Genomic DNA, 24,891 nt, shown 5'->3' with positions numbered 1-24,891 from the left:
GTGCCCGCGCTGCGGCTTCGAGTTGCGACAGAGGCGAAAATCCTTTCATCGTCGCGCGCTGCGATCGTGGAGAGTTCGACTGCCGCGCCGATGACATTCGAAATTCCATTTCATTGACGGTGAACTTGCCGCGCCGCATCATTTGCGCGTTGCTTTGAGGGCAATAGCGCCGGAGAAATCGGCTTTTTCTGAACCATGAGCTTCGAACGACGGGGCGCACAGACGGCGACGTCTGCGCGCGGGGCGGAGCCTTGCCGAAATGCAGGAGTAATGATGTCGACCAACAAGAAGACGGTGATGGATCGCCGCACCTTGCTGCGTGCGGGCGCCGCCGCGGCCCTTGCCGCACCGATCGGTGCCTATCACGCGCAGGCCTTCGCACCGCGCGCGATCGCCCCGGCGATCGATTTCTCCGAATTCCCGATCTGCAAGACGGCCTCGGATGCACCGCCCCTGACCGGTGCGCCGCGCAAGCTGAAACTGTCCTGGAATGCCGGCGCAGTCTGCCTCGCGCCGCTGCCGGTCGCGATCGACCATGGCTTCTTCCAGAAGCAGAACCTCGACGTCGAGCTCGTCAATTATTCCGGCTCCACCGACCAGTTGCTGGAGGCGATTGCCACCGGCAAGAGCGACGCAGGGCTCGGCATGGCGCTGCGCTGGCTGAAGCCGCTCGAGCAGGGCTTTGACGTCAAGATCGCCGCCGGCACACATGGCGGCTGCATGCGCGTCCTGACCCGTACCAGCTCCGGCGTCGACAAGCTCGCCGATCTCAAGGGCAAGATCGTCGCGGTCGGCGATCTCGCCGGTCCCGACAAGAATTTCTTCTCGATCCAGCTGTCCAAGCTCGGCATCGACCCGATCAAGGATGTCGACTGGCGCGCCTATCCCGGCAATCTCTTGAACGTCGCGGTCGAGAAGGGCGAGGTGCAGGCCTTCCTGTCGTCGGATCCGCTGGCCTATCTCTGGCTGAAGGATGCGCAGTACAAGGAAGTCGCCTCCAATCTCGACGGCGAGTACCGCGACAAGAGCTGCTGCATCGTCGGCCTGCGCGGCAGCCTGGTGCGGGAGGAGCCGCATGTCGCGCGCGCCATCACCCAGGCGCTGCTCGATGCCGCGATGTTCACCTCGCAGAATCCGGACAAGGCGGCGAAATCGTTCCAGCCCTATGCGCCGAAGGCGGCGAGCCTCGCCGATCTCGAGGCGATGGCGCGCTACCACACCCATCACCATCACCCGACCGGCGAGGTGCTCAAGCGCGAGCTCAAGGGCTACGCCGACGATCTGAAATCGGTGCAGGTGTTCAAGCAGAGCACCGACACGGCCAAATTCGCGGAGCGGATCTATGTCGACGTATTCAGTGTCTGATACGACGGCCGCAGGGTCGCCGCGCGCCGCGGTCACGTTCTCGAACCTCTCCGGCAGCTACGGTGTCGGGCTTGCGGCGAGCTTTGTCTGGCTCGCGTTCGGGCTGTCGTGCCTGTATTGGCCCGATGTCGGCGACTGGTCGCGGACGGAATCGCTCGGCATCGGCGCGATCGTCATCGCGGCCTTCATCCTGTTCGGCACCTTTAGCGCGGATTATCTCGGCAGCGCCGGGCAGGCGTTGCGCAAGCGTGCGCCCTGGTTGGTGGCGTTCGGCGCGTTCGTCACGCTGTGGGAGGTCGCCACCGCGAAATTCGCCTGGTTGCCGCTGCCGTTCTTCCCGCCGCCGCAGTCGATCCTGGAAGTCTATACCGACGATCTGCCAAAACTGCTCGACAGCGTGCTCGCCTCGATCAGGCTGCAGCTCGGTGGCTACCTCATCGGCGCGACCATAGGCTTCATCACCGGCGTCTCGATCGGCTGGTCGCAGAAGATCGGCTACTGGGTGCACCCGGTGCTGCGCTTCATCGGCCCGCTGCCGGCCACTGCCTGGCTGCCGATTGCGTTTTTCACCTTTCCGTCGAGCTGGAGCGCCTCGACCTTCCTGATCGCGCTTGCCACCGGCTTCCCGGTGACGGTCTTGACCTGGTCGGGCGTCGCGAGCGTCAGCAGCGCGTATTACGACGTCGCGCGCACGCTGGGCGCCAAGCCATCGTTCCTGGTGCTGAAGGTCGCGATCCCAGCCGCGCTGCCGCACGTGTTCGTCGGCCTGTTCATGGGGCTCGGCTCGTCCTTTGCCGTGCTCGTGGTCGCCGAGATGATCGGCGTCAAGGCCGGGCTCGGCTGGTACCTGCAATGGGCGCAGGGCTGGGCGGCCTATGCCAACATGTACGCGGCGCTGATCGTGATGTCGCTGCTCTGCTCCGGCGCGATCACGCTGCTGTTCAAGACCCGTGACCGCCTGCTGGTCTGGCAGAAGGGGGTCGTCAAATGGTAGTGCAATCCACGGCCGAGGCGATCACCTATCCGGCGGTCGGCGCCGAGCTCGATATCGAGGGCGTCAGCCACGCCTTCGACATCGACGGCGCAACCTTGCCGGTGCTCGACAACGTCAACCTTTCGATCGCGCCCGGCGAGTTCGTCGCGCTGCTCGGCCCGTCCGGCTGCGGCAAGTCGACCCTGCTGCGGCTGGTCGCGGGGCTGGAGAAGCCACGCAGCGGCTCGCTGCGCGAGGATGACGTCCGCATCAATGGTCCGCATCCGTCACGCGTCGTCGTGTTCCAGGATCCGACGCTGTTTCCGTGGCGCTCGGTGTGGGACAATGTCGCGCTCGGGTTGGAGGCGCAGGGCATCCTGAAGACGCAGCGGCACCGGGTCGATGCCGTGATCGAGCTGGTCGGTCTGTCCGCGTTCCGCAATGCCTATCCGCACCAGCTCTCCGGCGGCATGGCGCAACGCGTCGCGCTGGCGCGGGCGCTGGTCAACGATCCGAAGATCCTGGTGCTCGACGAGCCGCTCGGCAAGCTCGACTCGCTGACGCGGATCGCGATGCAGGCCGAGCTGGTGGCGCTGTGGCAGCGCAAGGGCTTCACCACGCTATTGGTCACCCATGACGTCGAGGAGGCGCTGGTGCTCGCCAACCGCGTCATCGTGCTGTCCGATCGGCCGGCGCGGATCAAGGCCGATATCGCCGTGCAGCGGCCGTACCCGCGGCATCGCGGCGATCCCTATCTGGCCGATCTGCGCAAGCAGATCCTCGGCCTGCTCGGACTGGAGGCGACATGGTGACATCAGCGGCGAGGGAGCTGCCGCCGGCGGCGGAGCCTGAGCATATCGCGCGCGCCTTGCGGCTCGCCGAGGTGTTTGCGGCGCGCGCACCCGTACATGATCGCGATGCCAGCTTTCCTTTCGAGAACTTCGCCGACCTGTCGCGCGAAAACCTGCTGGCGTTGACGGTACCCGCGGCGCTCGGCGGCACGGGTGCGGGCGCCCGCGACGCCATGCGCGTGCTCGGCATCATCGGCAAGGCCGACCCGTCGACCGCGCTGGTGCTGTCGATGCATTACATCCAGCACCTGGTGATGGCGCGCAGCACGCGGTGGCCGGGACGCCTCGCGCGCAAGCTCGCAAAGGAGACGGTCGAAGGCGTGGCGCTGATCAACGCCTTGCGCGTCGAGCCCGAGCTCGGCTCGCCGGCGCGCGGCGGCCTTCCGGAGACTACGGCGCGCCGCACCGAAACCGGCTGGCGGCTGACCGGCCGCAAGATCTATTCGACCGGCGCGCCGATCCTGACATGGTATTCGGTCTGGGCGAAGACCGACGAGGTGGACACCCGTGTCGGCTTGTTTCTGGTTCCGGCCGGATTGCCGGGAACGCGGATCGAGGAGACCTGGGATCATCTCGGCCTGCGCGCCAGTGGCAGCCACACCGTGATCTTCGACGATGTGGTGTTTCCGCTGGATTACGAGATCGACGTCCGCAGGCCCGACGACTGGAAAGTTCCTGACCTCACCCAGGCGACCGTGCATGCGATCTTCGTCGCCGCGATCTATGACGGCATCGCCCGTGCGGCCCGCGACTGGCTGGTCAAATTCCTGACGGAGCGGGTGCCCGCCAATCTCGGCGCGCCGCTGGCGACATTGCCGCGGATGCAGGAGGTCGTCGGCGGTATCGAGGCCCGGCTTGCGGTCAATGCCCGCCTGATCGGCAGCTTCGCGGCCGATTTCGATAACGGCTTCCCGCTGTCCGCGATCGAGTCTAACATCGTCAAGCTGACGGTGACCAATAACGCCGCAGCAGTGGTGGAGGATGCCTTGTCGCTGACCAGTAACCACGGGCTGTCGCGAACCAATCCGCTGGAGCGGCATTATCGCGACGTGCTGTGCGGCCGCGTCCATACCCCGCAAGACGATGCCACCCGTGTCTCCGCCGGACGTTCCGCGCTGGGCGTCTGAAAACAACAGCCAACAAAAACGGAGTTCCCGTCATGCCGGTCGAGTTCATCGGCTTCATCACCAACAACAATGCCTCCGAGACCATCGTCCGGTCAGGGCCGGTGCTCGATCCGCCCTATATCGAGACGGTCGCCAAGGCCCATGAGCTCGCCGGTTTCGACCGCGCGCTGCTCGCGTTCCACTCGACGACGCCTGACGCGTTGCAGGTCGCGCAGCATGTCCTCACCATCACCAAATCGCTGAAGGTGATGATCGCGCAGCGCCCGGGCTTCACCGCACCGACGCTGTTGGCGCGCCAGCTCGCGACCTTGGATCAGTTCTATGGCGGCCGCGTCTCGCTGCACGTCATCACCGGCGGCAACGCCATCGAGCTGCGTCAGGACGGCAACACGCTCGACGACAAGGACGAGCGCTATGCCCGCACGGACGAATTCCTCGACGTGGTGCGGCTGGAATGGACCAGCGAGAAGCCGTTCAACTACAGCGGCAAGTATTACAACGTCGAGAACGGCTTCTCGCAGGTGAAGCCGTTGCAGAAGGGCGGCATCTACACTTTCGTCGGCGGCGGCTCGGATGCCGCGGTCGAGGTCGCGGGCAAGCATGCCGACACCTTCGCGCTGTGGGGTGAATCCTATGCGCAGGTGCGCGACGTCACCGCGCGGGTGCGCGACGCCGCGGCCAAGCATGGCCGGCCGACGCCGCGCTTCAGCCTGTCGGTACGGCCGATCCTCGCCGACACCGAGGAGAAGGCATGGGCCAAGGCCGAGCAGATCCTCGAGCGCGCCACCGCGTTGCAGGACCAGACCGGCTATCGCCGGCCCAACCACGCGACCGACGGCGCCAAGCGGCTGCTGGCGCTGGCCGATCAGGGCACACGGATCGACAAGCGGCTGTGGACCGAGATCGCAAAGCTCACCGGCGCCAACAGCAACACGACCGCGCTGGTCGGCACGCCCGAGCAGGTCGCCGAGGTGTTCGCTGATTACTACGATCTCGGCGTCAGCCACTTCCTGATCCGTGGCTTCGATCCGCTGGTCGATGCAATCGACTACGGCCGTGCACTGATCCCGCTGACCCGCAAGCTGATCGAAGCGCGCGACCAGCAGCGCGGGATCGCCGCCGAATGATCCGTCTCATTGTCGCGGCGGCGCTTGTGCTCGCCGCTATCGATGTTGCCGCCGCGCAGTCCACGCTGCGCGTCGGCGACCAGAAGGGCAATTCGCAGGCCGTGATGGAAGCGGCCGGCGTGCTCAAGGACGTCCCCTACAAGATCGAGTGGAAGGAGTTCGCCGCGGCGGCGCCGCTGCTGGAGGCGCTCGGCGCAGGTGCGATCGACACCGGCCTGGTCGGCGACGCGCCGTTCACCTTCGCGGCGGCCGCGAAAATTCCGGTCAAGGCGATCGCGGCGGTGCGGCAGTCGCGCGACGGGCTCGCGGTGCTGGTTCCGGAGAATTCCGCCATCAAGAGCTTTGACGATCTGCGCGGCAAGAAGATCGCAACCGGCCGCGGCTCGATCGGCCATCAGCTGATCCTGGCCGCGCTGGAATCCAGGGGCTGGAAGGCGAGCGACGTGCAGATCGTGTTCCTCGCGCCATCGGACGCGAAGGTTGCGTACACGCAAGGCGCGGTCGACGCCTGGTCGACCTGGGAGCCTTATGTCAGCCAGGAAGAGGTGCTGTTCAAGTCGCGCCGCGTCATCACGGCCGACGGCATCACGCCCGGCCTCGGCTTCCAGGTCGCAACGCCCGACGCGATCAAGGCCAAGCGCGCCGAGCTCGAGGATTTCGTGCGCAGGCTGGCGGCGGCGCGCGCCTGGTCGCAGCACAATGTCGAAGGCTACGCCGCGTCCTGGGGCAGGCTGATGAACATCCCGCCCGCGGTGGCGGTAAACTGGCTGACGCGCGCCAAAATCCGGATCGCGCCGATCGACGACAGCGTGGTGGCCGACGAGCAGAAGACCATCGATCTCTACGACCGCTGGGGCCTGATCCGGCAGAAGATCAACGCTGCGGATATTGTCGACCGGTCGTTCGGCGTGGCCGTCGAGAAGGGCGCGGGGCTGTAGGCAGTTTGCAAGCGACGCCGAACATTCAACGTCGTCCTGGCGAAGGCCAGGACCCATTACCCTGGACGGCAGTTGTTGCACGACGCTGGGGCCGCGATCCCGCTCACCATCAAATTCGTTGGTAGTGGGTCCTGGCTTTCGGCAGGACGACGGGCGCGGAGGGACGCGGGGCTGTGGCTTTGCGAATGCGCGACCTCTTGCACCTGTGTCGCGCATACTGTGAGAGCACGTCGTGTGGCACCCCTCTCCCTAACTCTCCCCCGCAAGGGGGGAGGGAACCGTTCCGTCCGTGCCTCCCTCACATCGGTGCGGCTAGCGTACGATCCTTATCTTCGTGAGGTGAGCGCGTTGGTCGGGCTCCCTTCCCCCCTTGCGGGGGAGGGTGGGGACAGGGGTAAGCCGCGGGCGCCTCTATTCGCGTGAGTGCGAAATAACCATCCACGTGTCGCTGCCTCAACCAGCACGATTTTTCCCGTTCCTCACCGGAGAGAATAGCAACATTGCTATTTTCGCCGCGCCCTTGCCGCACCCGCGAGCGCCGCCAAGATCAAACACACGAACAATCGAGTCCGGGAGATCACCATGGGCCTTCAAGAAACTCGCATCGAGTCGCTGCCGTTTGTGACCGCTGAACTGAATTATCTCGCGCCGACGCCGGGCAAGCCCCGGACCTACGCTTTCGATCCGCCGCCCGGCGAACCCAAATCCACCGCGCTGCCCGAAGCCCACAACGTCCCGATCTTCGACGGACGGCTGGTCGCCGACAGCTTCTCGCTCGACCGCGAGGGCTTTGCGCTGGTCAAGCATCCGACCAGCGTGAAGGACTATTACGACGACAATGAAGTCCGCAATGTCTACTATCCCGCGGTGGAAGCCTTCCTGAAGGCGACGCTGAAGGCCGATCGTGTCTTCATCTTCGATCACACCGTGCGCAAACGTGTCGAGGGCGCGGCTGATATCCGCGGCGGCGGCCCGCGCCAGCCCGCGACCCGCGTTCATGTCGACCAGACCGCCGTCTCCGGCCACAACAGGGTGTTCGAGCACCTGCCCGACGAGGCCGAGCAACTCGTCAAGGGCCGGGTGCAGGTGATCAATCTGTGGCGCCCGATCCGCGGTCCCCTGCGCGATTCACCACTCGCGATGGCCGACGGCACCACGATTGCGCCGGAGGACCTGATTGCCTCCGATCTGATCTACCCGAACCGCAGCGGCGAGACCTATTCGGTGAAGTACAATCCGAACCATCGCTGGTTCTACATTCCCGAGATGACGCCGGACGAGGCGATCCTGCTGAAATGCTACGACTCGGCGACCGACGGCCGCACGCGGTTTGGGCCGCACACGGCGTTTATCGACCCGACCACGCCGGCCGACGCCGCGCCGCGCGAGAGCATCGAGCTCCGCACGCTGGTGTTCCACAAGCAGTGACGTGACCTCGCCCCGCTTGGGGTAACCCTCTCCCCGTAAGAACGGGGGGAGGGCTGGCGAGATTGGCGCCGCCGTCCCAATAATGTTACGCCGCTCTCCAAAGACGCTCAGGGAAGAGGCGATTCGTGGACGGCGTGGTGACGAAGGAAGCGGCGGGGATCGGGTTCCGCGCCTTGGTTCTTGCACTTCTGGCATTGGCCTCCGGCCATATGCTGTCGACGTTGCTGCGTACCATCCCGGCGATCAGCCTCGATCTGATGGCGCGGGATTTCGGCACCTCGCCGCAGGCGCTGGCGAGCCTCACCTCGATCTATCATTTCTCCTTTGCCGCCTCGCAGATCCCGGTCGGTGCCGCGATGGACCGCTTCGGCGTGCGGCCGGTGTCGCTGAGCCTGCTCGCCGGTACCGTGGTCGGAACGCTGGTGTCGGCGGTTGCGGCAGGGCCTGCGAGCTTCGTGCTCGGGCAGTTGATGCTCGGCATCGCCACCTCGGGCATGCTGATGTGCCCGATGACGCTGGCGGCGAAACAGATGTCGGCGGCGAAGTTCGGCCTGTGGTCGGGATTGATCCTCTCGATCGGCAATATCGGCATGCTGCTGTCGGCAAGCCCGCTCGCCTTCGTGGTCGATCAGTTCGGCTGGCGCGCCGGCTTCTGGGTCTCGGCCGGCTTCGGCATCGTCGTGCTGATCGCGGTGTTTGCGCTGGTGCCGCGGCAGCCCGCCGCGCATGCGGATGAGTCTTCGCCGCTGCACCAGATGGCCGAGGTGCTGCGGCTTGGCCTGTCGCGCGGTCTGCGCGGATTGATCGCGCTGTCGCTGGTGTCGCTCGGCGCGTCGCTGACCTTGCGCGGCCTGTGGGGCGGGCCGTGGCTGATGGATGTGAAGGGGCTGAGCCGCATCGAGGCCGGCAATGTGCTCGGCCTGTTCACGCTGGCGATGATCGTCGGCCCGGCCTGCATCGGCGCGTTCGACCGCAAGTTCGGCCATCGCCGCACCATGGTTGCGGCAACGCATGCGATCGCCGCGCTGCTGCTGGTGCTGATGGCGGCCGGCGCGCCGCATTTCCCGGTCTCGAACCTGCTCGGCGTTGCGGTGATGCCGTCGCAATACGATTTGGTGCTGCTGATCCTGATCGGGCTTGCGACCTCGGCGCAGCCGCTGATCTACGGCATGACGCGGCAGCTGGTCGACGCCCAGAATACCGGCAAGGCGCTGTCGTCGGTCAACCTTGCGTTCTTCCTCGGCGCCGCGCTGCTGCAATCGAGCACCGCCGGCGTCGCCGCGCTGTTCGGACTGCCCGCGGTGCTGCTGTTCATCGCGGGCGCGCTGGTGATCGGGACCGTGCTGTTTCTGGTCTATACCAAGAGCTAGATCGTCTGCACCTGCTTACGGATCTCGTTGGCGATCGGCCGCAACGTTTCGGCTGCACTTGGTCCGACCAGGCTGTAGCCCATTCCTCCGTCGGCCCAGGAGAAGCCGGCGACGTCGCCGCCCGATAGCGGAGCCATTGGCCCGTTCTGATCTGTCGTCATCGGGCGCGTGAGCACAACGAGCCGGTCGCCCCGATCGTCGTCATACATGAACATGCCCGCGGGACCGTGCTCGGTCGGCACCACGCGTCCACCCATGAAGCGATAACCCGACTTGGTCAGGTCCGGCAGCTTGACCGGCTGATGCAGGCGGTTGGAGACCCATTGCACGAGCTCGGTGCTGTCACGCAGCTCGACCGGCCGGGCGCGGTCGGAAGCGTAGACTTTGTAGGACGCGCTTGCCTCTTGGGCCAGCGCCGACAGCCCGCCGGCCGGCGCCTGTGTCGCGCCGCGGATCACCCAGCCGCCGAGGCCGCCGATCGACAGCATCAGCATCGCCGCGATGGCCCAGCGCAACGACGAGGGCCGGCGGCGCGGGCTTTCGAGCATCCTGGCGAGGTTGAGCTGCGGCGGCAGCGGCTCCTCGGCAATCGGCAGCAGCGCCGATCGCAAAAGGTTACGTTCATCGGCGTAGGCCGCAATGCGCTCGGCGACATCAGCATGCTTCTCCAGATAGGCGCTGACCTCAGCCTCGCGTTCCGGCTCGAGCGCGCGATCCACAAAGGCGTGCAGATCGTCTTCGGTAATGGGTCGATTGCTCATGTCTTGTTCCGCAATTGCACGATATTACTGTTCTGATCGTCGGCAGTGCCCTCCAGCTCCTGATGCAGCCGCTCGCGGGCGCGCGCCAGCCGCGACATCACCGTGCCGATCGGCACACCGAGCACCTTGGCGGCATCGGCGTAGGACAAATCCTCGACGCCGACGAGCAGCAGCACCGCACGCTGGTCATGGGGAAGCCTTGCGAGCTTCGCCATGACGTCGCGATACATCACCTTGTGCTCTTGTTCGGCCTCCTGACCGAATGTGTCCTCGTTGGTTTCGTCGATCGCGACATGGACGCCGCGCGACGTTGCGCGGCGGAACTGGTTGATGGCGAGGTTATGCAGGATCGCGAACAGCCACGGCCGGGGATTGTCCGACCGCCGCTGCTCCCAATGGATGACGGCGCGCTCCAGGCAATCCTGCACCAGGTCGTCGGCCGCGGCGTGGTCGCGGACCAGCGCCCGCGCATACCGCCGCAAGGCGGGTATCAACGGCTCGACCAGGCGCAGCATGTCGTTCATGGCGTTTGCACCTGCACGACGGCGCCGAGCTTGGCCGGCTCGCCTGACGTGATGACGAGATAGCGTCGCTCGGCCTTGGCCGCGCTCTGCACGATCTGCCGGATCGGCCCGGTGGTGTTGACGATGGCGGAGCCGGCGGGATTGGTCATGAAGGCTGCCAGAGGCTCCACCGAGCCGGTGCCATCGGCACGTTCGGCCAATGCTAGCACGTAATGCTGCTTGGGTTCGAGCCCGGTGACCGATGCCTGCAGAACCTGGATCAGCCCCTGATCGAACAGCGAGACGCTGGTCGGCGGCTTGTCGCCCTTGGCCTGGTTCTTGGCCGCGAGCGCGAGGTGGGCGGCCTGGCCGGCAGCGCCGAGCGCCTGCAGGTTCTGGCGGTCATCCGGGTTCGGCACGGCGTTCGGCACGTAGGCGATGGCCTGCGGCGCCTGGCCGATCGGGATGTTGGCGATCACCTTGTTGGTCGCGGTGTCGATCGCGGCGAGCGCGTCGGCATTTTCAAGGCCGACATAGATCCGCGTGCCGTCGCCGGACGGCCAGACGCCATGCGGCAGATTGCCGACCGGAATGGTCGCGACCTGCGCGAAGTCGTCGGTGCGGAACACCTTAACCTCGTTGGTGCCGCCGATGGTGACATAGGCGAACGTGCCCTTGGCGGTCTTGGCGAAATTGACGTGGTTGGTGATCGCCCCGGTGTCGATCGTCTTGATCGGGTTGAACGGCGGTTTCGCGTTGAACACCTGGGTCTTGCCGGTATCCTTTAGCGTGAACCACACCTGCTCGCCATCCGGCGAAGCCGCGATGTTGGGGCAGAACGGGCTCTCCTGCTTCACCTTGGCGACGATCTGATGGTCGGCCACCGAGACCACGTCGGTCTCCGGATTGAACGACGAGCAGATGTAGCCGTATTTGCCGTCGGGCGAGAAGATCTGCATGCCCGGTCCCGCCGGCACCTCGATCCGCATCGTCTCCTTGAAGCTCGAGGCGTCGATCACCGAGATGTAGTTCTCGCCGCGCACGGTGACCCAGACCTCCTTGCCGTCGGGCGTGAAGAAGGCCTCGTGCGGCGAACGCCCGACATAGGTGACGTGCTTGACGGTGTTGGTCGCGGTGTCGATGAAGCTCACCGAATTCGAGCCGATCGAGACGATGGCAAGCGTATGATGGTCGGGCGAATAGCCCATGCCGTGCACCAGGACCTGGCCCTTGTAGAGCGGACTGAAATTGCCGGGCTGCGGGTCGCCGAGCCGGATGACGCCGAGCAGCTTGTTGTCGACGGGATCGGTGACCGAGACCGTGTTGGAGAACTGCTCGGCGGCGTAGACGCGGTCGTGGTGGCTAATCGGAATGTCGGGGGAGGATGCCGCGCCCGGCGCCTGTCCGGCGAAGGCGGAGCTCGACATCGCGAGCACGGTGGTGGCCAGCAGGCTCGTGAGGATCAGACGGTTCATCGATTGAGGCTCCTAGTGCTTCATCTCGTGGGACATGTTCATGTGATCGTGCGCGGCAGGCGCGGGGCCCGGCTGCGTCGGGGCCGGCGCGGATGCCGTCACCGGCTCGCCGATCGCGAGCTTCATGGCGTCGATCTCCTGCTGCTGCTCGACGATGATTTCCTGTGCGATCCGGCGCAGCCGCTCGTTCTTGCCGTAGCGCAGTTCGATCACGGCCATGTCGATCGCACCCTGGTGATGCGGCGTCATCATCGCGACGAAGTCGCGGTCGATGTCGCCGCTCGGCTTGGCGGCCATGTCGTTCATCATCTTGGTCATCGCGGCATCGTTCTCGGCGAGGAAGGCGCTCTCCGCCGTCGACTGCGCGGTCTCGGCCGGATGATGCGCTTCCTGGGCGAGCACCACCGGGGAAACCGCGACGGCGAACAGGACACGCATGCCGAACACCGCCGCACCTAAGCCGGGTCTCGGGAATCGCAGGATCATGATGTGTCACCCTGAAGGTTGTCGCGAAGGGCCTCCGCGATCCAGTTGGCTTGCATGGGTGGGACGCAGCAGTGTGAGTTCTATTCCGTCGCTGGGCGGAGTCTTCTCGATCACGACTTGCTGATCGACGGAATACCCGGTTACGGCCGAACCGGCCGGTTTGCGATTGGCAAGCCACTGGCTATAAGGGGGAATTCCGGTCGCGATCGGCCGGTTCCTCGATCCTCTCCGCGCAGTTCCATGCGCCCACAAGGGCAAAAATGTCCGCCAAGATCGATCCGATCACCCGCTCCGTCGTCCAGCACCGCCTGTCGTCGATCGTGAAGGAGATGGGCGAAGCCATGCTTCGCACCTCCTATTCGCAGATCCTCAATTCCAGCCGCGATTTCTCGCTGGCGATCTGCGACACCGGTGGGCGGTTGATCGCGCAGGCCGACCACATTCCGGTGCATGTCGGCGCCTTGCCGTGGGCGACGCTCGCGGTCGAGGAACGCTTCAAGGACGTCGCGCCCGGCGACGTCATCCTGCTCAACGATCCCTATCAGGGCGGCAGCCATCTGCCCGACTTGACCGCTTTCGTGCCGGTGTTCGACGGCGGCAAGCGATTGCTCTGGACCATCGTGCGCGCGCATCAGAGCGACATCGGCGGCGCCACCCATGGCGCCTACAATCCCGGCGCGACCGAGATCTATCAGGAAGGCATCCGGATTCCGCCGATCAAGCTCTACGAGGCCGGCAAGCCGCGCGAGGATCTGCTCGACCTGCTGGCGCTCAACATCCGCAACCCCCGCGAATTCCGCGGCGACCTCGCGGCGATGCTCGGCGCCGCGCATCTCGGCGAGCGCCGGGTCGCAAAGCTGTTCAGCGAGTTCGGCGCGGAGACGGTCGAAGCCGCGATCGAGGCCATTCTTGACGCCACCGAGCAGCAGACCCGCGCCGTGGTGTCGAGCTGGAAGGACGGCGTGTTCTACGGCGAAGCCTTGCTCGATGATGACGGCCATGGCCGCACCGACATCAAGATCGCCGCCAAGGTGACGAAAAACGGCAGCGACATCGAGGTCGATCTCACCGGCTCCGATCCGCAGTCGACCAGCTTTGTGAATTCCTCGCATGCCAACATGCAGGCCGCGGTGGCGATGGCCTTTGCCTATCTGATCGATGCTGACATCCCCAAGAACACCGGCGCGCTGCGGCCGCTCAAAGTGGTGGCGAAGCAGGGCACCATCGTGTGGGCCGATCCCGGCCGCCCCGTGACCTTGTGCACCAGCCATCCCTCCAACGAGATCGTCGAGGCCATCATCAAGGCGATGTCGGCGTCCTGTCCGGATCGCGTGATGGGCGGCTGGGGCCGCAGATTCCGGATCGCGATCCAGGGCGAGGATCCGCGCAACGGACGCAATTTCATCTGGCACATGTTCCAGGCGCGCCCCGGCGGCGGCGCATCGCCCGGTGGTGACGGCTATTCTTCGATCGGCGAATGGCACTCGGTCGGCGGCCTCAAATTCGGCAGCATCGAGGTCGCCGAGGTGCGCTTTCCCCTGCATTTCCGCCAGCACGAGTTCCGGCCGGATTCCGGCGGCGACGGCCAGCATCGCGGCGGCCTCGGCGTCGCGCTCGACATGGTGCTGGAGATTGAAAAGGCCGCCAAGGGCAACACCGCGGGCGACGGGGCGCGGCACGGCCCGTGCGGCATGCTCGGCGGCAATGACGGCGAGCCGCATCACTATCGCCTCTTGTCGGAAGGCCGCGCGCCACGCGTGCTGAAGACAAAGGAGGTTGGCATCGAGTTGCGCCCCGGCGATTGCCTGGAGATCCGCTCGTCCGGTGGCGGCGGCTGGGGTCCATCGGAGAAGCGATCGGCGGAGGCGCGGGCGCGCGACGCAGCGCAAGGTCTGGTTTCGAAGGCGGTAAAGGGCAGCGATGTATACGATTGGGGTTGACGTCGGCGGCACCTACACCGACCTGGTTGCGACGGATCAAACGGGACGCACCGTTTTCGCGAAATCACCATCCACGCCGGCAGATCAGTCGATCGGCGTCATGGCGGGACTGGAAGAGCTGGCGCGCCGTCTCGGCGTCACCCGCGCGGCGATGCTGGCTGCGACCGATCGCCTGGTGCACGGCACGACGGTTGCGACCAATGCGCTGCTGGAGCGCAAGGGTGCCAGGGTCGCGCTGCTCACCACCGAGGGCCATCGCGACATCGTCGAGATGCGCGAGGGGCTGAAGCCGGATCGCTACGATCTGCGCACGCCGCCGCCCGAGCCGCTGGTGCCGCGCGAGCGCCGCTTCGGCGTGCGCGAGCGGCTGAAGGCCGACGGCAGTGCGGCGGTCGCGCTCGATGGCGCCGCCCTCGGCGACGTCATCGCCGAGGTGAAACGCTCCGGTGCGAATTCGGTCGCGGTCTGTTTCCTCCACGCCTATCTCAACCCGGCGCATGAGCTCGCCGCGGCCGAACGTCTGGCGAAGGAGCTGCCCGAGGTCAGTGTGTCGCGCTCGAGTGACGTGCTGCCGCAGATCAAGGAATATGAGCGCGTCTCGACCACGATCGTGAACGCCTATGTCGAGCCGACGGTGCGGCGCTATCTCGCCAATCTGGAGCGCAGCCTGCACGACGCCGGCTTCAAGGGCTCGCTGTTCGTCGTGCTGTCGCATGGCGGCATGGCGCCGGTCGAGGAAGCCTCGCGGCTCGCCGCGGGCACCGTGCTGTCGGGCCCGGCCGGCGGCATTTCCGGCAGCCGCCGCTGCGCCGAGATGCTTGGGATTCCCGATCTGGTGCCGTTCGACATGGGGGGCACCTCGACCGACATCTCGCTGATCGCAGACGGCGAGGCGTCGCTGTCGGCCGACGGCATGCTGGCGGGCCAGCGCATCGCGCTGCGCAGCCTCGACATCGCCAGCATCGCAGCCGGCGGCGGCTCGATTGCTGGTGTCGACGGCAGCCGCACCTTGCGGGTCGGGCCGGAGAGCGCTGGCTCGGTGCCGGGCCCGGCCTGCTATGGCAATGGCGGCACGGCCGCCACCGTCACCGATGCCAATGTCGTGCTCGGCTATCTCGATGCGAGCGCCTTCATGGGCGGCGCGCGGCCGCTCGATCGTGTGGCCTCGGAAGCCGCCGTCGATCGCATCGCAGAAGCGCTCGAGCTGTCGCGGATCGAGGCAGCCGCGGGCATCTACAAGATGATCAATCTGAAGATGGCCGACGGCATCCGCCTGATGACCTTGCGCCGCGGTGTCGATCCCCGCAAATTCGCGCTGCTCAGCTTCGGCGGCGCCGCCGGCATGCATGCCGCCGAGGTCGCGCGCGAGCTCGAGATCAAGCGCATCATCGTGCCGACGGTGGCCTCGGTGCTGTCCGCCTGGGGCATGCTGACCAGCGATCTGCGCTACGAGGTCAGCCGCACCCACTACGGGACCGGCCGGATCTCCGCCGATGAGGTGCGGGCGCTGTTCGCCGCGCTGGACGAGCAGGCCGCAGTCCGCTTGCGCGACTGGTTCAAGGGCGACATCGCGATCGAGCGCTCGGCCGAGATGCGCTACGGCGAGCAGGTGTTCGAGATCGACGTGCCGCTCGGCGACCTCGATCTCGGTGCCGCCGACCTGGTGGCGCAGATCGAGGAGCGCTTCCATCGCCGCCATGAGGAGCTCTACACCTATGCTTCGCGCGGGCAGGAGGTCGTGTTCGTCAACGCCCGGGTCGCTGCGGTCGGCAAGGTGGCGCGCGGCGGCAGCGATGCCGGCGAGGCCGCGTCCGCTGCGCCCAGCGCGCCGCGCGGCAAGCGGCAGGCCTGGCTCGGTGCCTGGCGCGAGGTGCCGGTCTATGCGCTCGACGATCTCACGCCTGGACACACGTTCGCCGGTCCTGCCATCATCGAGGCCGAAACCACCACGGTTCTGGTCGACAGCGGCGATCGTGTCACGGTCAATCCGCTGGGCTGGCTCGACATAACATTGCGCTGAGGCCGGCCTCCGCCATCAACATTTCATTTTTCCGGCGTTGGCTTGGGCGATAAGGTCGGGTCGCTCGGGAGGAGCGCTGGTTGCGTGCCGGCGTATGTGGCGATGTTGATGCAAGCAAAAAGACAAACTGCGTTTTCGATATCCCTTGTCCTCGCAGCTGTCTCCGCAGTTGTCCTGGCGGCGCCGTTGCGCGCGCAGCAGGCGCCGGAAGCAAGCGGCGGCGAGATCCGCGTCGGCAATGTGATGCCATACACCGGGCCGCTCGCCGCGTTCGCGACCATCGGGCGGGCGGAAGCGGCCTATTTCGACATGGTCAACGAGCATGGCGGCATCAACGGCCGCAAGGTCAAGTTCGTCTCGGTCGACGACAGCTCCAATCCGAAGACCGCGATGGAGCAGACCCGCGATCTGGTCGAAAAGCAGAACGTGCTCTTGATGTTCGGCTCGTTCGGCACGCCGAGCAACCTCGCCGTGCGAAAGTACCTCAACGAGAAGAACATCCCGCAGCTGTTCGTCGCCTCCGGCGACGAGGAGTGGGCGCATCCGAAGACCTTTCCCTGGACCATGGGCTGGCAGCCGACCTTCCGCGCCGAGGGGCAGATCTACGCCAACTACATCCAGGCCGCCTATCCCTCGCGCAAGATCGCGGTGCTCTGGCAGAACGACCAATTCGGCCGCGATCTGTTCCGGGGATTGCAGGAAGGGCTCGGCGATACCGCCGGGATGATCGTCGCCGATCTGGCTTTCGATGCATCGGAGACCGCGATCCAGAACCAGATCGGAATTTTGAAGAACTCCGGTGCCGACATCCTGGTGTTCGACGGCGCGCCCGCAATCGCGGCCCGCGCGATCCGCGTTGCAGCGGATCTCGACTGGCATCCGGTGTTCATCCTCGACAATGCCTCGGCGTCGATCGCCAGCGCGTTGCGGCCGGCGGGCCTGCAGAACTCGCTCGGCGTGATCTCGACCTCGTTCCTGAAGGACGCCGGCGATGCCGCCTGGAAGAACGATCCGCAGATCAAGGCGTGGGACGCCTTCATGGACAGGTACTATCCCGACGGCGACAAGGACGACATCTACGCCGTATTCGGCTATGCCGCCGCCGATACGCTGATGCAGGTGCTGCGCCAGTGCGGCGACGACCTGTCGCGCGACAACATCATGCGGCAGGCCGCCTCGCTGAAGGACTATCAGAGCCCGATCGCGCTGCCGGGGATCGTGATCAACACCGGGCCGAAGGATTTCCGCCCGATCAAGCAGATGCGGCTGGTGCAGTTCGACGGCAACGCCTGGCAGCCGATCGGCGACGTGATCGAGAGCGCGTTCACGCCGGTGCGCGAGGACAATTGAGGCACGGTGGTTGAGGTGGCGTCGTCCCGGCGAAGGCCGGGACCCATTACCCCAACTGGAAATTGTTTTGCGCCGCTGGGGCAACAAACTTTTTCACACCGCGCAGCGGTGGTTATGGGTCCCGGCCTTCGCCGGGACGACGATGGAGAGCTACTTCTTCAGCCCGTAATTCAACAGCCCGCCCTTGTTCTTCGGCGGATGCGCGCGCAGGCCTTCTTCGTTCGGCTCGGTGCCCCAGCCCGGACGATCAGGGATCACGAGATGGCCGTCGACGAACTCGGGCACGTGGGTGAACAGCTCGTGGTCCCAGGCCAGCCGATCGATGTCGGTTTCCATGATCCGCAAATTCGGCACCGCCGCGCAGAAATGCGCGTTCATCATGGTGCAGAGGTGACCGTAGAAATTATGCGGCGCGACGTTGACCTCGAAATGCTCGGCGGCAGCGGCGATCTTCATCGACTGCCAGACCCCGTTCCACGGCGTGTCGATGATCGCGACGTCCATCGCCTGCTCGGTGAAATAGGGCAGGAATTCGCGCAGGCCCAAAAGCGTCTCGCAGGACGAGATCGGGTGCGGGCTCTGGCGGCGGATGTAACCCAGCGCCTGCGGGTTGAAGGTGTCGATCTCGACCCAGAACATGTCCATCTTCTCGATGGCGCGCAGGATCTTGAGATAACCTTCGGTCTTGGCGTTGAAGTTGAGGTCGAGCAGCAGGTCGACATCCGGCCCGGCGCCGTCGCGGATCGCCTCCAGATGCATGCAGAGATTGCGCAGCACTGTGCGGTCGACATTGATTTCGGGCTGGAACGGCGAGCCAAAGCCGGGGCGCCAGCCCACAGGCTTGCCATCGGTGTAGACGAAGATGTTGGTCTTCATCGCCGTAAATTTCTTCTCGCGCACCTCGGCCCCGATCGCCTTGACGCCGTCGAGATCTGATATTGCCGGCTTGTACCAATCCGGATGATTGATGCGCCAGGTCGCGCAATGCGACCAGTAGACCCGCACGCGGTCGCGGATCTTGCCGCCGAGCAGATCGTAGCAGGGCACGCCGAGCGCCTTGGCCTTGACGTCGAGCAGCGCGTTCTCGATCGCGCCGAGCGCCAGCGCCACCACGCCGCCGGCGGCCGGGCGCGTCGCGGCGAACAGTTCGACATAGATCCGCTCGTGCTCGAACGCGTTCTTGCCGACCACCCGCGCCGACAGCCGCTCGATCGCCGCGGTCACGCCGGGCGCGCCGAAACCTTCGTCATATTCGCTCCAGCCGACCAGCCCGTCCGTGGTCGTCACCTTGACGAAATGATAATTCCGCCAGCCGGCATCGCAGGCGAGCGTCTCGACGCTTTTGATGGTGGTTGATTTGCTCATGGTTTCCTGCCCGGCTTGTTGTTGGTGTTGAGCAAGTTCAACAACGGATCGCCGGACGCGTCAATTCGCGCCGGGTGCAGAGCGCTTAGGCGGATTGGCGGAGGTGACTGGTGGCCGTCGACCCTTCGAGACGCCGCTTCGCGGCTCCTCAGGGTGACGGGAGGGGTTTTGCGATCAGGGCCGGAACAGCTTCGGCCGCTGCCGTTCGAACGTCTTGCGGCCGCGCTTAAAACCCAGCAGCACATCAGGCAGTTCGGCGATGGCGTTGGTTCCGCTGTCGGTGTCGAGCACCACGATGTCGGCGGGATTGCCGACCGCGATGCCGTAATCCCTGAGGTTCATCAGCCGCGCCGGCAGCTCGGTGACGAGATCGAGGCAGGTGTCGAACTCGCCGAGCCCGGCATGCGCCACGTTGGCGTAGAGATTGGCCATCCGCAGCAGCGACGCATCGCCGAACGGCGTGAACGGATTTTGCACATTGTTGGTCGCGACCGAGCACAGCACGCCGTCGGCGACCAGCCGGTGCGCGGCGGTCAGCCCGCGCGGCGCGTTGTGGGTGGCCTCGCGGCCCATCAGATAGAGATCGGTCGCGGGCAATACGGTGACCGCGACGCCGGCCGCGGCGAGGCGCGCGGCCGCCGCCTTCAGCCGCTCGGGCGGCAGCGCGGAGAGTTTTGTGGCGTGCCCGATCGTGACGCGGCCGTGATAGTTGCGTCGCTCGGTCTGCCGGCAAACCTCCTCCATGTGCCACCAGGAGGGATCTAGGTCGAAATCGAGATGCAGGTCGACGTCGATGTCGAATTGCTGCGCGAGGTCGAAGATGCGCGCGATCTGCGCGTTCGGGTCGCTGTCGACATAGGGGCAGCCGCCGATCGCCCCGGCGCCGTCATTAAGCGCAGCGACCAGCAGTTCGTCGGTGCCGGGATCGTTGGTCAGACCCTCCTGTGGGAAGACGCAGAGCGACAGGTCCAGCGCCCAGGCATAGTCGCGCTTCAGCGCCTTGATCGCCTCGAAGCCGCGCAGGGCGATCCGCGGGTCGATCTCGACATGGGTCCGCATCCGCGTGGTGCCTGCCGTGATCGCGCGCTCGATCACTTTTGCGCCGCGCGCGTAGACGTCCTCGATGGTGAAATCGCGCTTCATTGCCGCGACCGCGCGGATTGCGTCCGCGACACTGGCATGGTCGTGGCCGCAGCGGCCGAGCAGGCAGGCCTTGTCGAGGTGGATATGGGTGTCGACGAAGCCGGGCAGCGCCAGCCGCCCGCCGAGGTCGACCTCGACGGCTTCGCAGGCAAGCTGCGGCGCAATCGCGGCGATCCGGCCGTCGGCGACGCCGATATCGACCGGGACGGCGGAGCTGCGCGTCACGGCATTGCGGAAGACCAGGTCGAAGGCAGGTTTCGCGATCATCGGAACGAAGACATCAGGATGGTCTGAGCCTAGCGGAAGGGCAGGGAACCGGCAGCACCAGATTGTGTGCAATCTGCCAGCCAGATTGTCCAAAAAATGTGCATACACTTTGGCGGCCGGATTGTAGAGTCCGACGATCCCCCGCCGGAGACCCGTGATGTCCATCACCGCCAAAGCCGATGCCCGCCCGCTGTCCGACGCCGAGATCGTGGAGGCCTATCTGACGGCGTCGATGATCCCCGATCCGGATGCTGCGGCGGCCTATATGAAGCCGGGGACGGTGATCACCTTCACCGGCGGCCGCGAGTTCGACCATCCGCGCGGACCGACCGGCTTCAACGCCAAGCGCTACCGTTGGGTGAAGAAGCGGATGGACCGCTTCGACGTCTGCCCGGGAGCAGGTGAGACTGTGGTCTACAGCGTCGGCACGCTGTACGGCGAATGGATCGACGGCACGCCGTTCGAGGGCAACCGCTATGTCGACCGCTTCGTGGTGAAGGACGGCCAGATCGTCAAGATGGACGTCTGGAACGACAGCGCCGAGCGGATCCTGGTGCAGCGGGGGATCGAGGGGTAGCCACAACTGTCATGCCCCGCGGGGGATCCAGTACGCCGCGACCTCCCGGTGGACAACAACACCTTCTGGAATACTGGGTCGCCCGGTCAAGCCGGGCGACGACACCGAGATTGGGGTTACCGTCCCCGCACCGCCTTCGGCAGCTTCACCACCTTCTCGCTGCTCGCCTCATCGGCGTACGGCGCCAAAATGTCCAGCAGATCGCGGCCGCGCTGCGGGCTCGGCGCGACCAGAGCGCGGGTCGCCACGGAATCCAGATGGCTGTGCATCAGCCCCATCACCTTGTCGACGTCGCCCTTCACCAGGGCTGCGATGATCGCGCGGTGCTCGTTGATCGCGCATTCCGATGAATGCGGCCGGCTGTACAGCGACAGCGTCAGGCAACAGCGGTAGGCGACCTCACTGACATAGCGCACCAGGATCGGGCTGTTCGTCATGTGGGCGAGCAGGATGTGGAATTCGGTGGCGAGCCGGATCGAGACCGCATCGGTGCCGTCGCGTGCGCGATCCTCGGCGTCGACATGGGCGGTCAATTCGGCGATCTGCGGCTTGGTCAGCTTGCCCGCGAGTTGCCGCACCACCAGCCGCTCCAGCTCGATGCGGATGTCGAAGGCATCGCGCGCCTCCTGCCAGCTCGGCGTTGCCACCACGGCGATGCGGTTGCGGCGCAGTTCGACCAGGCCCTCCGCGGCCAATTGCCCGAGCGCATGCCGCGCGATGGTGCGGCTGACGCCGAACCGCTCGCCGAGCGAATCCTCGGGCAGCTTGGCGCCGGGCTCCAGCGCCTGCTCGATGATTGCCCGCCGCAGCGCGCGGCAGATCACGCTGACCTTGTCCGACGGCTCCGCCGTCTTGCTGCTGTCGGCGCGTCCCGCCATTGCCGCGAATCCCTCTGAAGGTGCTTCGAACGCCTCTTTATCATACCGCCGAAACAATCGACCGCCCGAATTGCATGCAGTTTGAGCCGCAGATTGCCCAAAGCGAAGCCGGGTCCTGCGGCGCCGATCGCGCGATCCCCTTGATTTTCAAGGGGCCGGCCGCTGGCATCCAGCTTGCATGCACTTTGCTTGTGATGCGCATGCAACCAAACTCCGAATTTGCCGGCGAGCTGACCGCCGCCGGATCCGCGCCGGCCGCGATCGAGCTGTCGGAAGCCTCCGTCACGTTCGGCCGCGGCGCCCGCGCCGTGCCGGCGCTGTCGACCACCACGCTGCGGATCGCCGACGGCGAGTTCGTGGCGCTGGTCGGGCCCTCCGGCTGCGGCAAGTCCACGATCCTGCGGCTGGTCTCGGGCCTGGCGCGGCCGACCACCGGCGTCGTCATCGTCGGTGGCCGCGAGGTCGCGGCGCGCGCGCTGCGGGTCGGCATGGCGTTCCAGAACCCGACCATGCTGCCGTGGATGACGATCGAGAAGAACATCATGCTGCCGCTGAAGATCGTCGAGCCGTTCCGCTCGCAATTCCGCAGGCTGCGCAAGACCGCGTTCCGCGACAAGGCCAATGCGCTGCTCGAGCAGGTCGGGCTGAAGGGCTTTGGCGGCCGCTATCCCTGGCAACTCTCGGGCGGCATGCTCCAGCGCGCCAATCTGTGCCGCGCGCTGATCCACGAGCCGCGCATGCTGCTGCTCGACGAGCCGTTCGGCGCGCTCGACCAGTTCACCCGCGAGGAGCTGTGGGGCATCCTTCAGCAGCTCTGGATGACCCACAAGCCGACCGTGCTGCTGGTCACCCACGACCTGCGCGAGGCCGGCTTCCTCGCCAGCCGCATCTGCGTGATGAGCGCGCGGCCCGGCCGCATCCTCGACGATTCCAGGGTCGATTTCGCCCGCCCGCGCACCGTGGCGATGACGTTCGAGCCGGACTTCGTCGCGCTCAACCAGAAACTCCGCGCGTTCATCGTCGATGCGCGCACCGCGGCGCGCGAGGGAGCCTGACCATGTCCGTGTCAGATATCAGGCAGAAGGCCTGGTCCGCCGCCCTGATCGTGCTGTTCTTCGTCGCCTGGGAGCTGTTCTGCCTGATGACGGGCATGTCCGATCTCGTGCTGCCGCGTCCCTCGCAGGTCTTCATCACGTTGTTCGAGAAATTCCCGATCCTCTGGCCGCATATCGTCCAGACATTGGTGACCACGATGATCGGCTTCGTGCTCGGCGTGGCGCTCGGTGTCGCGCTCGGTGCGGTGATCGGGGTGTCGAAAACCGCCTACGACACCTGCTATCCGCTGCTGGTCGGGTTCTCCTCGATCCCGAAGGTCGCGGTGGTGCCGATCTTCGTGCTGTGGTTCGGCTCCGGCACCGTGCCGGCGGTGCTGACCGCGCTGTCGATCTGCTTCTTCCCGATCGTCGTCAACATCGCCACCGGCCTTGCCACCACCGAGCCGGAGCTCGAGGACGTGTTGAAGGCGCTCGGCGCCAGCAAGTTCGACATCCTGTGGAATGTCGGCTTGCCGCGGACGATGCCGTTCTTCTTCGCCTCGCTGAAGGTCGCGGTGTCCTACGCCTTCGTCGGCGCGGTGCTGTCGGAAACCGTCGCCTCGAACCGCGGCATCGGCAACGTCATGATGACCGCGTCCTCCAATTTCAACGTGCCGCTGGTGTTCGCCGGGCTGTTCGTGCTCGCCGGCCTCGGGGTCGCGCTCTACGTCCTGTTCTCGCTGATCGAGGGCCGGGTGACGGGCTGGGCGACGCGCAAGGACAATTTCATCGCTACCTGAATCGTTCCGCCGTTCACTGGAGTTGAGGAGGTCGTCATGCTGAAGACTATAAGCGCCGCGCTGTTGGGATTGGCTGTCGTCGCGGGATCCGCGCGCGCCGAGGACACCACCATCAAGTTCACGCTGGGCTGGAAGACGCAGGGCTCGGATGCCGCGTTCTTCTACGCCAAGGACAACGGCTATTTCAAAGAGGAAGGCCTCAATGTCGTGATCGACCAGGGCGAAGGCTCCGGCGCGACCGTGACACGCATCATGTCGGGCGCCTATGACGCAGGGTTCGGCGACGTCAACGCGATCATCCAGAACGCCTCGACCAAGCCGCAGGACGCGCCGGTCATGGTCTACATGATGTGGAACCAGCCGCCATTCGCGATCGTCGCCAAGAACTCGAGCGGCATCAAGACCATCAAGGATTTCGAGGGCCATACGCTCGGCGGCGCGCAGGGCACGCCGACGACGCGGCTGCTGCCGGTGTTCGTGCACAAGAATGGGCTCGATGGCGAGAAGATCAAGATCTCCAACATGGCGCCGAACCTGCAGGAGCCGATGCTGATCAAGGGCGACATCGACGCTGCGCTGGTGTTCAACATCACGAGCTATTTCAATCTGGTGCTCAATCGTCAGGACCCCGACAAGGACTTCAAATGGTTCTCGTTCGGCGATTACGGGCTCGACCTTTATTCCAACGGCGTGATGGTCTCGCGCAAGCTGATCGCTTCGAACCCGAAGGCGGTGGCCGGCCTGGTGCGCGCCATCAACAAGGGCGCGATCGCGGTCGCCAAGGACCAGAACGCCGCGATGAAGGCGGCGCTCAACTACGACAATCTGATCAATGTCGATGTCGAGAAGCGCCGGCTACAATATTCCTTCGAGAAGTTGATCGTCTCGCCGGAGATGAAGGACATCGGCATCGGCGACGTCAAGGACGACCGCATGGCCCGCGCCATCGGCTTCATCGTCGAAGGCTACCAGCTCGCCCGCACGCCAACACCTGCCGAAGTGTTTTCCCGCGAGTTCCTGCCGCCGCGTGCGGAGCGGGAGCTGGTGTATACGGCGAACTGAGTATTGCTTGTCATTGCGAGCGAAGCGAGGCAATCCGTTCTTCGGCACTGG

General features: G+C 65.7%; 22 protein-coding genes. 15 read left to right on the top strand and 7 right to left on the bottom strand.

All coding sequences use genetic code 11. The features are described 5' to 3' along the window. Positions 1-273: 273 nt before the first annotated feature. The 8 genes from BRSPCE3_RS14865 to BRSPCE3_RS14830 all read left to right on the top strand — a co-directional run bounded on the left by BRSPCE3_RS14865 (position 274) and on the right by BRSPCE3_RS14830 (position 9,179). Complete coding sequence (locus BRSPCE3_RS14865) at positions 274-1,365, top strand: ABC transporter substrate-binding protein (RefSeq protein WP_375709914.1); 1,092 nt, start codon at positions 274-276, stop codon at positions 1,363-1,365. After that, positions 1,343-2,359 (top strand): ABC transporter permease, encoded by a 1,017-nt coding sequence (locus tag BRSPCE3_RS14860; RefSeq protein ID WP_244066588.1) that lies wholly within the window; start codon positions 1,343-1,345, stop codon positions 2,357-2,359. Before BRSPCE3_RS14865 ends, BRSPCE3_RS14860 begins: the two co-directional genes overlap by 23 nt. Further along, the gene (locus tag BRSPCE3_RS14855; protein ID WP_244066587.1) at positions 2,353-3,150 is read left to right on the top strand and encodes an ABC transporter ATP-binding protein; all 798 of its coding nucleotides are present in this window, start codon (positions 2,353-2,355) and stop codon (positions 3,148-3,150) included. The genes BRSPCE3_RS14860 and BRSPCE3_RS14855 overlap by 7 nt, the downstream gene beginning before the upstream one ends. Further along, positions 3,144-4,316: an acyl-CoA dehydrogenase family protein gene (locus BRSPCE3_RS14850; protein WP_244066586.1), complete on the top strand. Its 1,173-nt coding sequence runs from the start codon at positions 3,144-3,146 to the stop codon at positions 4,314-4,316. The genes BRSPCE3_RS14855 and BRSPCE3_RS14850 overlap by 7 nt, the downstream gene beginning before the upstream one ends. Positions 4,317-4,348: 32 nt before the next feature. Then, the gene (locus BRSPCE3_RS14845; RefSeq protein WP_244066585.1) at positions 4,349-5,443 is read left to right on the top strand and encodes an LLM class flavin-dependent oxidoreductase; all 1,095 of its coding nucleotides are present in this window, start codon (positions 4,349-4,351) and stop codon (positions 5,441-5,443) included. Next, positions 5,440-6,381 carry an ABC transporter substrate-binding protein gene (locus tag BRSPCE3_RS14840; RefSeq protein ID WP_244066584.1) on the top strand — a complete coding sequence of 314 codons (942 nt, stop codon included), beginning with the start codon at positions 5,440-5,442 and terminating at the stop codon, positions 6,379-6,381. The genes BRSPCE3_RS14845 and BRSPCE3_RS14840 overlap by 4 nt, the downstream gene beginning before the upstream one ends. Before the next feature lie 582 nt (positions 6,382-6,963). Beyond that, positions 6,964-7,809: a CmcJ/NvfI family oxidoreductase gene (locus BRSPCE3_RS14835; RefSeq protein WP_244066583.1), complete on the top strand. Its 846-nt coding sequence runs from the start codon at positions 6,964-6,966 to the stop codon at positions 7,807-7,809. Positions 7,810-7,943: 134 nt separating this feature from the next. Then, positions 7,944-9,179 carry an MFS transporter gene (locus BRSPCE3_RS14830; protein WP_244067243.1) on the top strand — a complete coding sequence of 412 codons (1,236 nt, stop codon included), beginning with the start codon at positions 7,944-7,946 and terminating at the stop codon, positions 9,177-9,179. On the opposite strand, the gene BRSPCE3_RS14825 is transcribed toward BRSPCE3_RS14830, so the two are convergent. From BRSPCE3_RS14825 to BRSPCE3_RS14810, 4 genes are read right to left on the bottom strand one after another with little or no spacing between them, the layout of a single operon-like run. Then, positions 9,176-9,940 carry an anti-sigma factor gene (locus BRSPCE3_RS14825; protein WP_244066582.1) on the bottom strand — a complete coding sequence of 255 codons (765 nt, stop codon included), beginning with the start codon at positions 9,938-9,940 and terminating at the stop codon, positions 9,176-9,178. The genes BRSPCE3_RS14830 and BRSPCE3_RS14825 overlap by 4 nt on opposite strands. Continuing rightward, positions 9,937-10,464, bottom strand: a complete 528-nt coding sequence (locus BRSPCE3_RS14820) for an RNA polymerase sigma factor (RefSeq protein WP_244066581.1) — start codon at positions 10,462-10,464, stop codon at positions 9,937-9,939. The genes BRSPCE3_RS14825 and BRSPCE3_RS14820 overlap by 4 nt, the downstream gene beginning before the upstream one ends. Further along, on the bottom strand, positions 10,461-11,918 hold the full coding sequence (locus BRSPCE3_RS14815) for a YncE family protein (protein ID WP_244066580.1): 1,458 nt from the start codon (positions 11,916-11,918) through the stop codon (positions 10,461-10,463). Before BRSPCE3_RS14815 ends, BRSPCE3_RS14820 begins: the two co-directional genes overlap by 4 nt. A gap of 12 nt (positions 11,919-11,930) precedes the next feature. Beyond that, the gene (locus tag BRSPCE3_RS14810; protein WP_244066579.1) at positions 11,931-12,404 is read right to left on the bottom strand and encodes a DUF305 domain-containing protein; all 474 of its coding nucleotides are present in this window, start codon (positions 12,402-12,404) and stop codon (positions 11,931-11,933) included. A gap of 260 nt (positions 12,405-12,664) precedes the next feature. On the opposite strand from BRSPCE3_RS14810, the gene BRSPCE3_RS14805 reads away from it, so the two are divergent. From BRSPCE3_RS14805 to BRSPCE3_RS14795, 3 genes are all read left to right on the top strand, one after another. Then, positions 12,665-14,344 (top strand): hydantoinase B/oxoprolinase family protein, encoded by a 1,680-nt coding sequence (locus tag BRSPCE3_RS14805; RefSeq protein ID WP_244066578.1) that lies wholly within the window; start codon positions 12,665-12,667, stop codon positions 14,342-14,344. Further along, positions 14,325-16,364: a hydantoinase/oxoprolinase family protein gene (locus BRSPCE3_RS14800; protein ID WP_244066577.1), complete on the top strand. Its 2,040-nt coding sequence runs from the start codon at positions 14,325-14,327 to the stop codon at positions 16,362-16,364. Before BRSPCE3_RS14805 ends, BRSPCE3_RS14800 begins: the two co-directional genes overlap by 20 nt. Positions 16,365-16,472: 108 nt before the next feature. Continuing rightward, complete coding sequence (locus BRSPCE3_RS14795; RefSeq protein ID WP_244066576.1) at positions 16,473-17,714, top strand: ABC transporter substrate-binding protein; 1,242 nt, start codon at positions 16,473-16,475, stop codon at positions 17,712-17,714. A gap of 150 nt (positions 17,715-17,864) precedes the next feature. Here BRSPCE3_RS14795 and BRSPCE3_RS14790 read toward each other — a convergent pair whose 3' ends face one another. Together BRSPCE3_RS14790 and BRSPCE3_RS14785 are read right to left on the bottom strand one after the other, a co-directional pair. Further along, the gene (locus tag BRSPCE3_RS14790; RefSeq protein WP_244066574.1) at positions 17,865-19,079 is read right to left on the bottom strand and encodes a mandelate racemase/muconate lactonizing enzyme family protein; all 1,215 of its coding nucleotides are present in this window, start codon (positions 19,077-19,079) and stop codon (positions 17,865-17,867) included. A gap of 174 nt (positions 19,080-19,253) precedes the next feature. Then, positions 19,254-20,489, bottom strand: a complete 1,236-nt coding sequence (locus BRSPCE3_RS14785; protein ID WP_244066572.1) for an amidohydrolase family protein — start codon at positions 20,487-20,489, stop codon at positions 19,254-19,256. Positions 20,490-20,646: 157 nt separating this feature from the next. Between BRSPCE3_RS14785 and BRSPCE3_RS14780 the strand changes: the two genes are divergently transcribed. Then, the gene (locus tag BRSPCE3_RS14780; protein WP_244066570.1) at positions 20,647-21,066 is read left to right on the top strand and encodes a nuclear transport factor 2 family protein; all 420 of its coding nucleotides are present in this window, start codon (positions 20,647-20,649) and stop codon (positions 21,064-21,066) included. Between the two features lie 116 nt (positions 21,067-21,182). Here the strand turns inward: BRSPCE3_RS14780 and BRSPCE3_RS14775 are convergent, their stop codons facing one another. After that, positions 21,183-21,944, bottom strand: a complete 762-nt coding sequence (locus BRSPCE3_RS14775; protein WP_244066569.1) for a GntR family transcriptional regulator — start codon at positions 21,942-21,944, stop codon at positions 21,183-21,185. Positions 21,945-22,144: 200 nt separating this feature from the next. On the opposite strand from BRSPCE3_RS14775, the gene BRSPCE3_RS14770 reads away from it, so the two are divergent. From BRSPCE3_RS14770 to BRSPCE3_RS14760, 3 genes are read left to right on the top strand one after another with little or no spacing between them, the layout of a single operon-like run. Next, on the top strand, positions 22,145-22,999 hold the full coding sequence (locus BRSPCE3_RS14770) for an ABC transporter ATP-binding protein (RefSeq protein WP_244066567.1): 855 nt from the start codon (positions 22,145-22,147) through the stop codon (positions 22,997-22,999). A 2-nt stretch (positions 23,000-23,001) separates the two neighbouring features. After that, the gene (locus BRSPCE3_RS14765) at positions 23,002-23,778 is read left to right on the top strand and encodes an ABC transporter permease (protein ID WP_244066566.1); all 777 of its coding nucleotides are present in this window, start codon (positions 23,002-23,004) and stop codon (positions 23,776-23,778) included. A 36-nt stretch (positions 23,779-23,814) separates the two neighbouring features. After that, positions 23,815-24,840: an ABC transporter substrate-binding protein gene (locus BRSPCE3_RS14760; protein WP_244066565.1), complete on the top strand. Its 1,026-nt coding sequence runs from the start codon at positions 23,815-23,817 to the stop codon at positions 24,838-24,840. Positions 24,841-24,891 lie beyond the last annotated feature (51 nt).

Origin of the sequence: Bradyrhizobium sp. Ce-3 (genome assembly GCF_022835695.1) — a bacterium.
In the GTDB taxonomy this organism is placed as follows: domain Bacteria; phylum Pseudomonadota; class Alphaproteobacteria; order Rhizobiales; family Xanthobacteraceae; genus Bradyrhizobium.
Note: the sequence above shows the minus strand (reverse complement) of the source record. Positions and strands in the feature narration are given on the sequence as shown.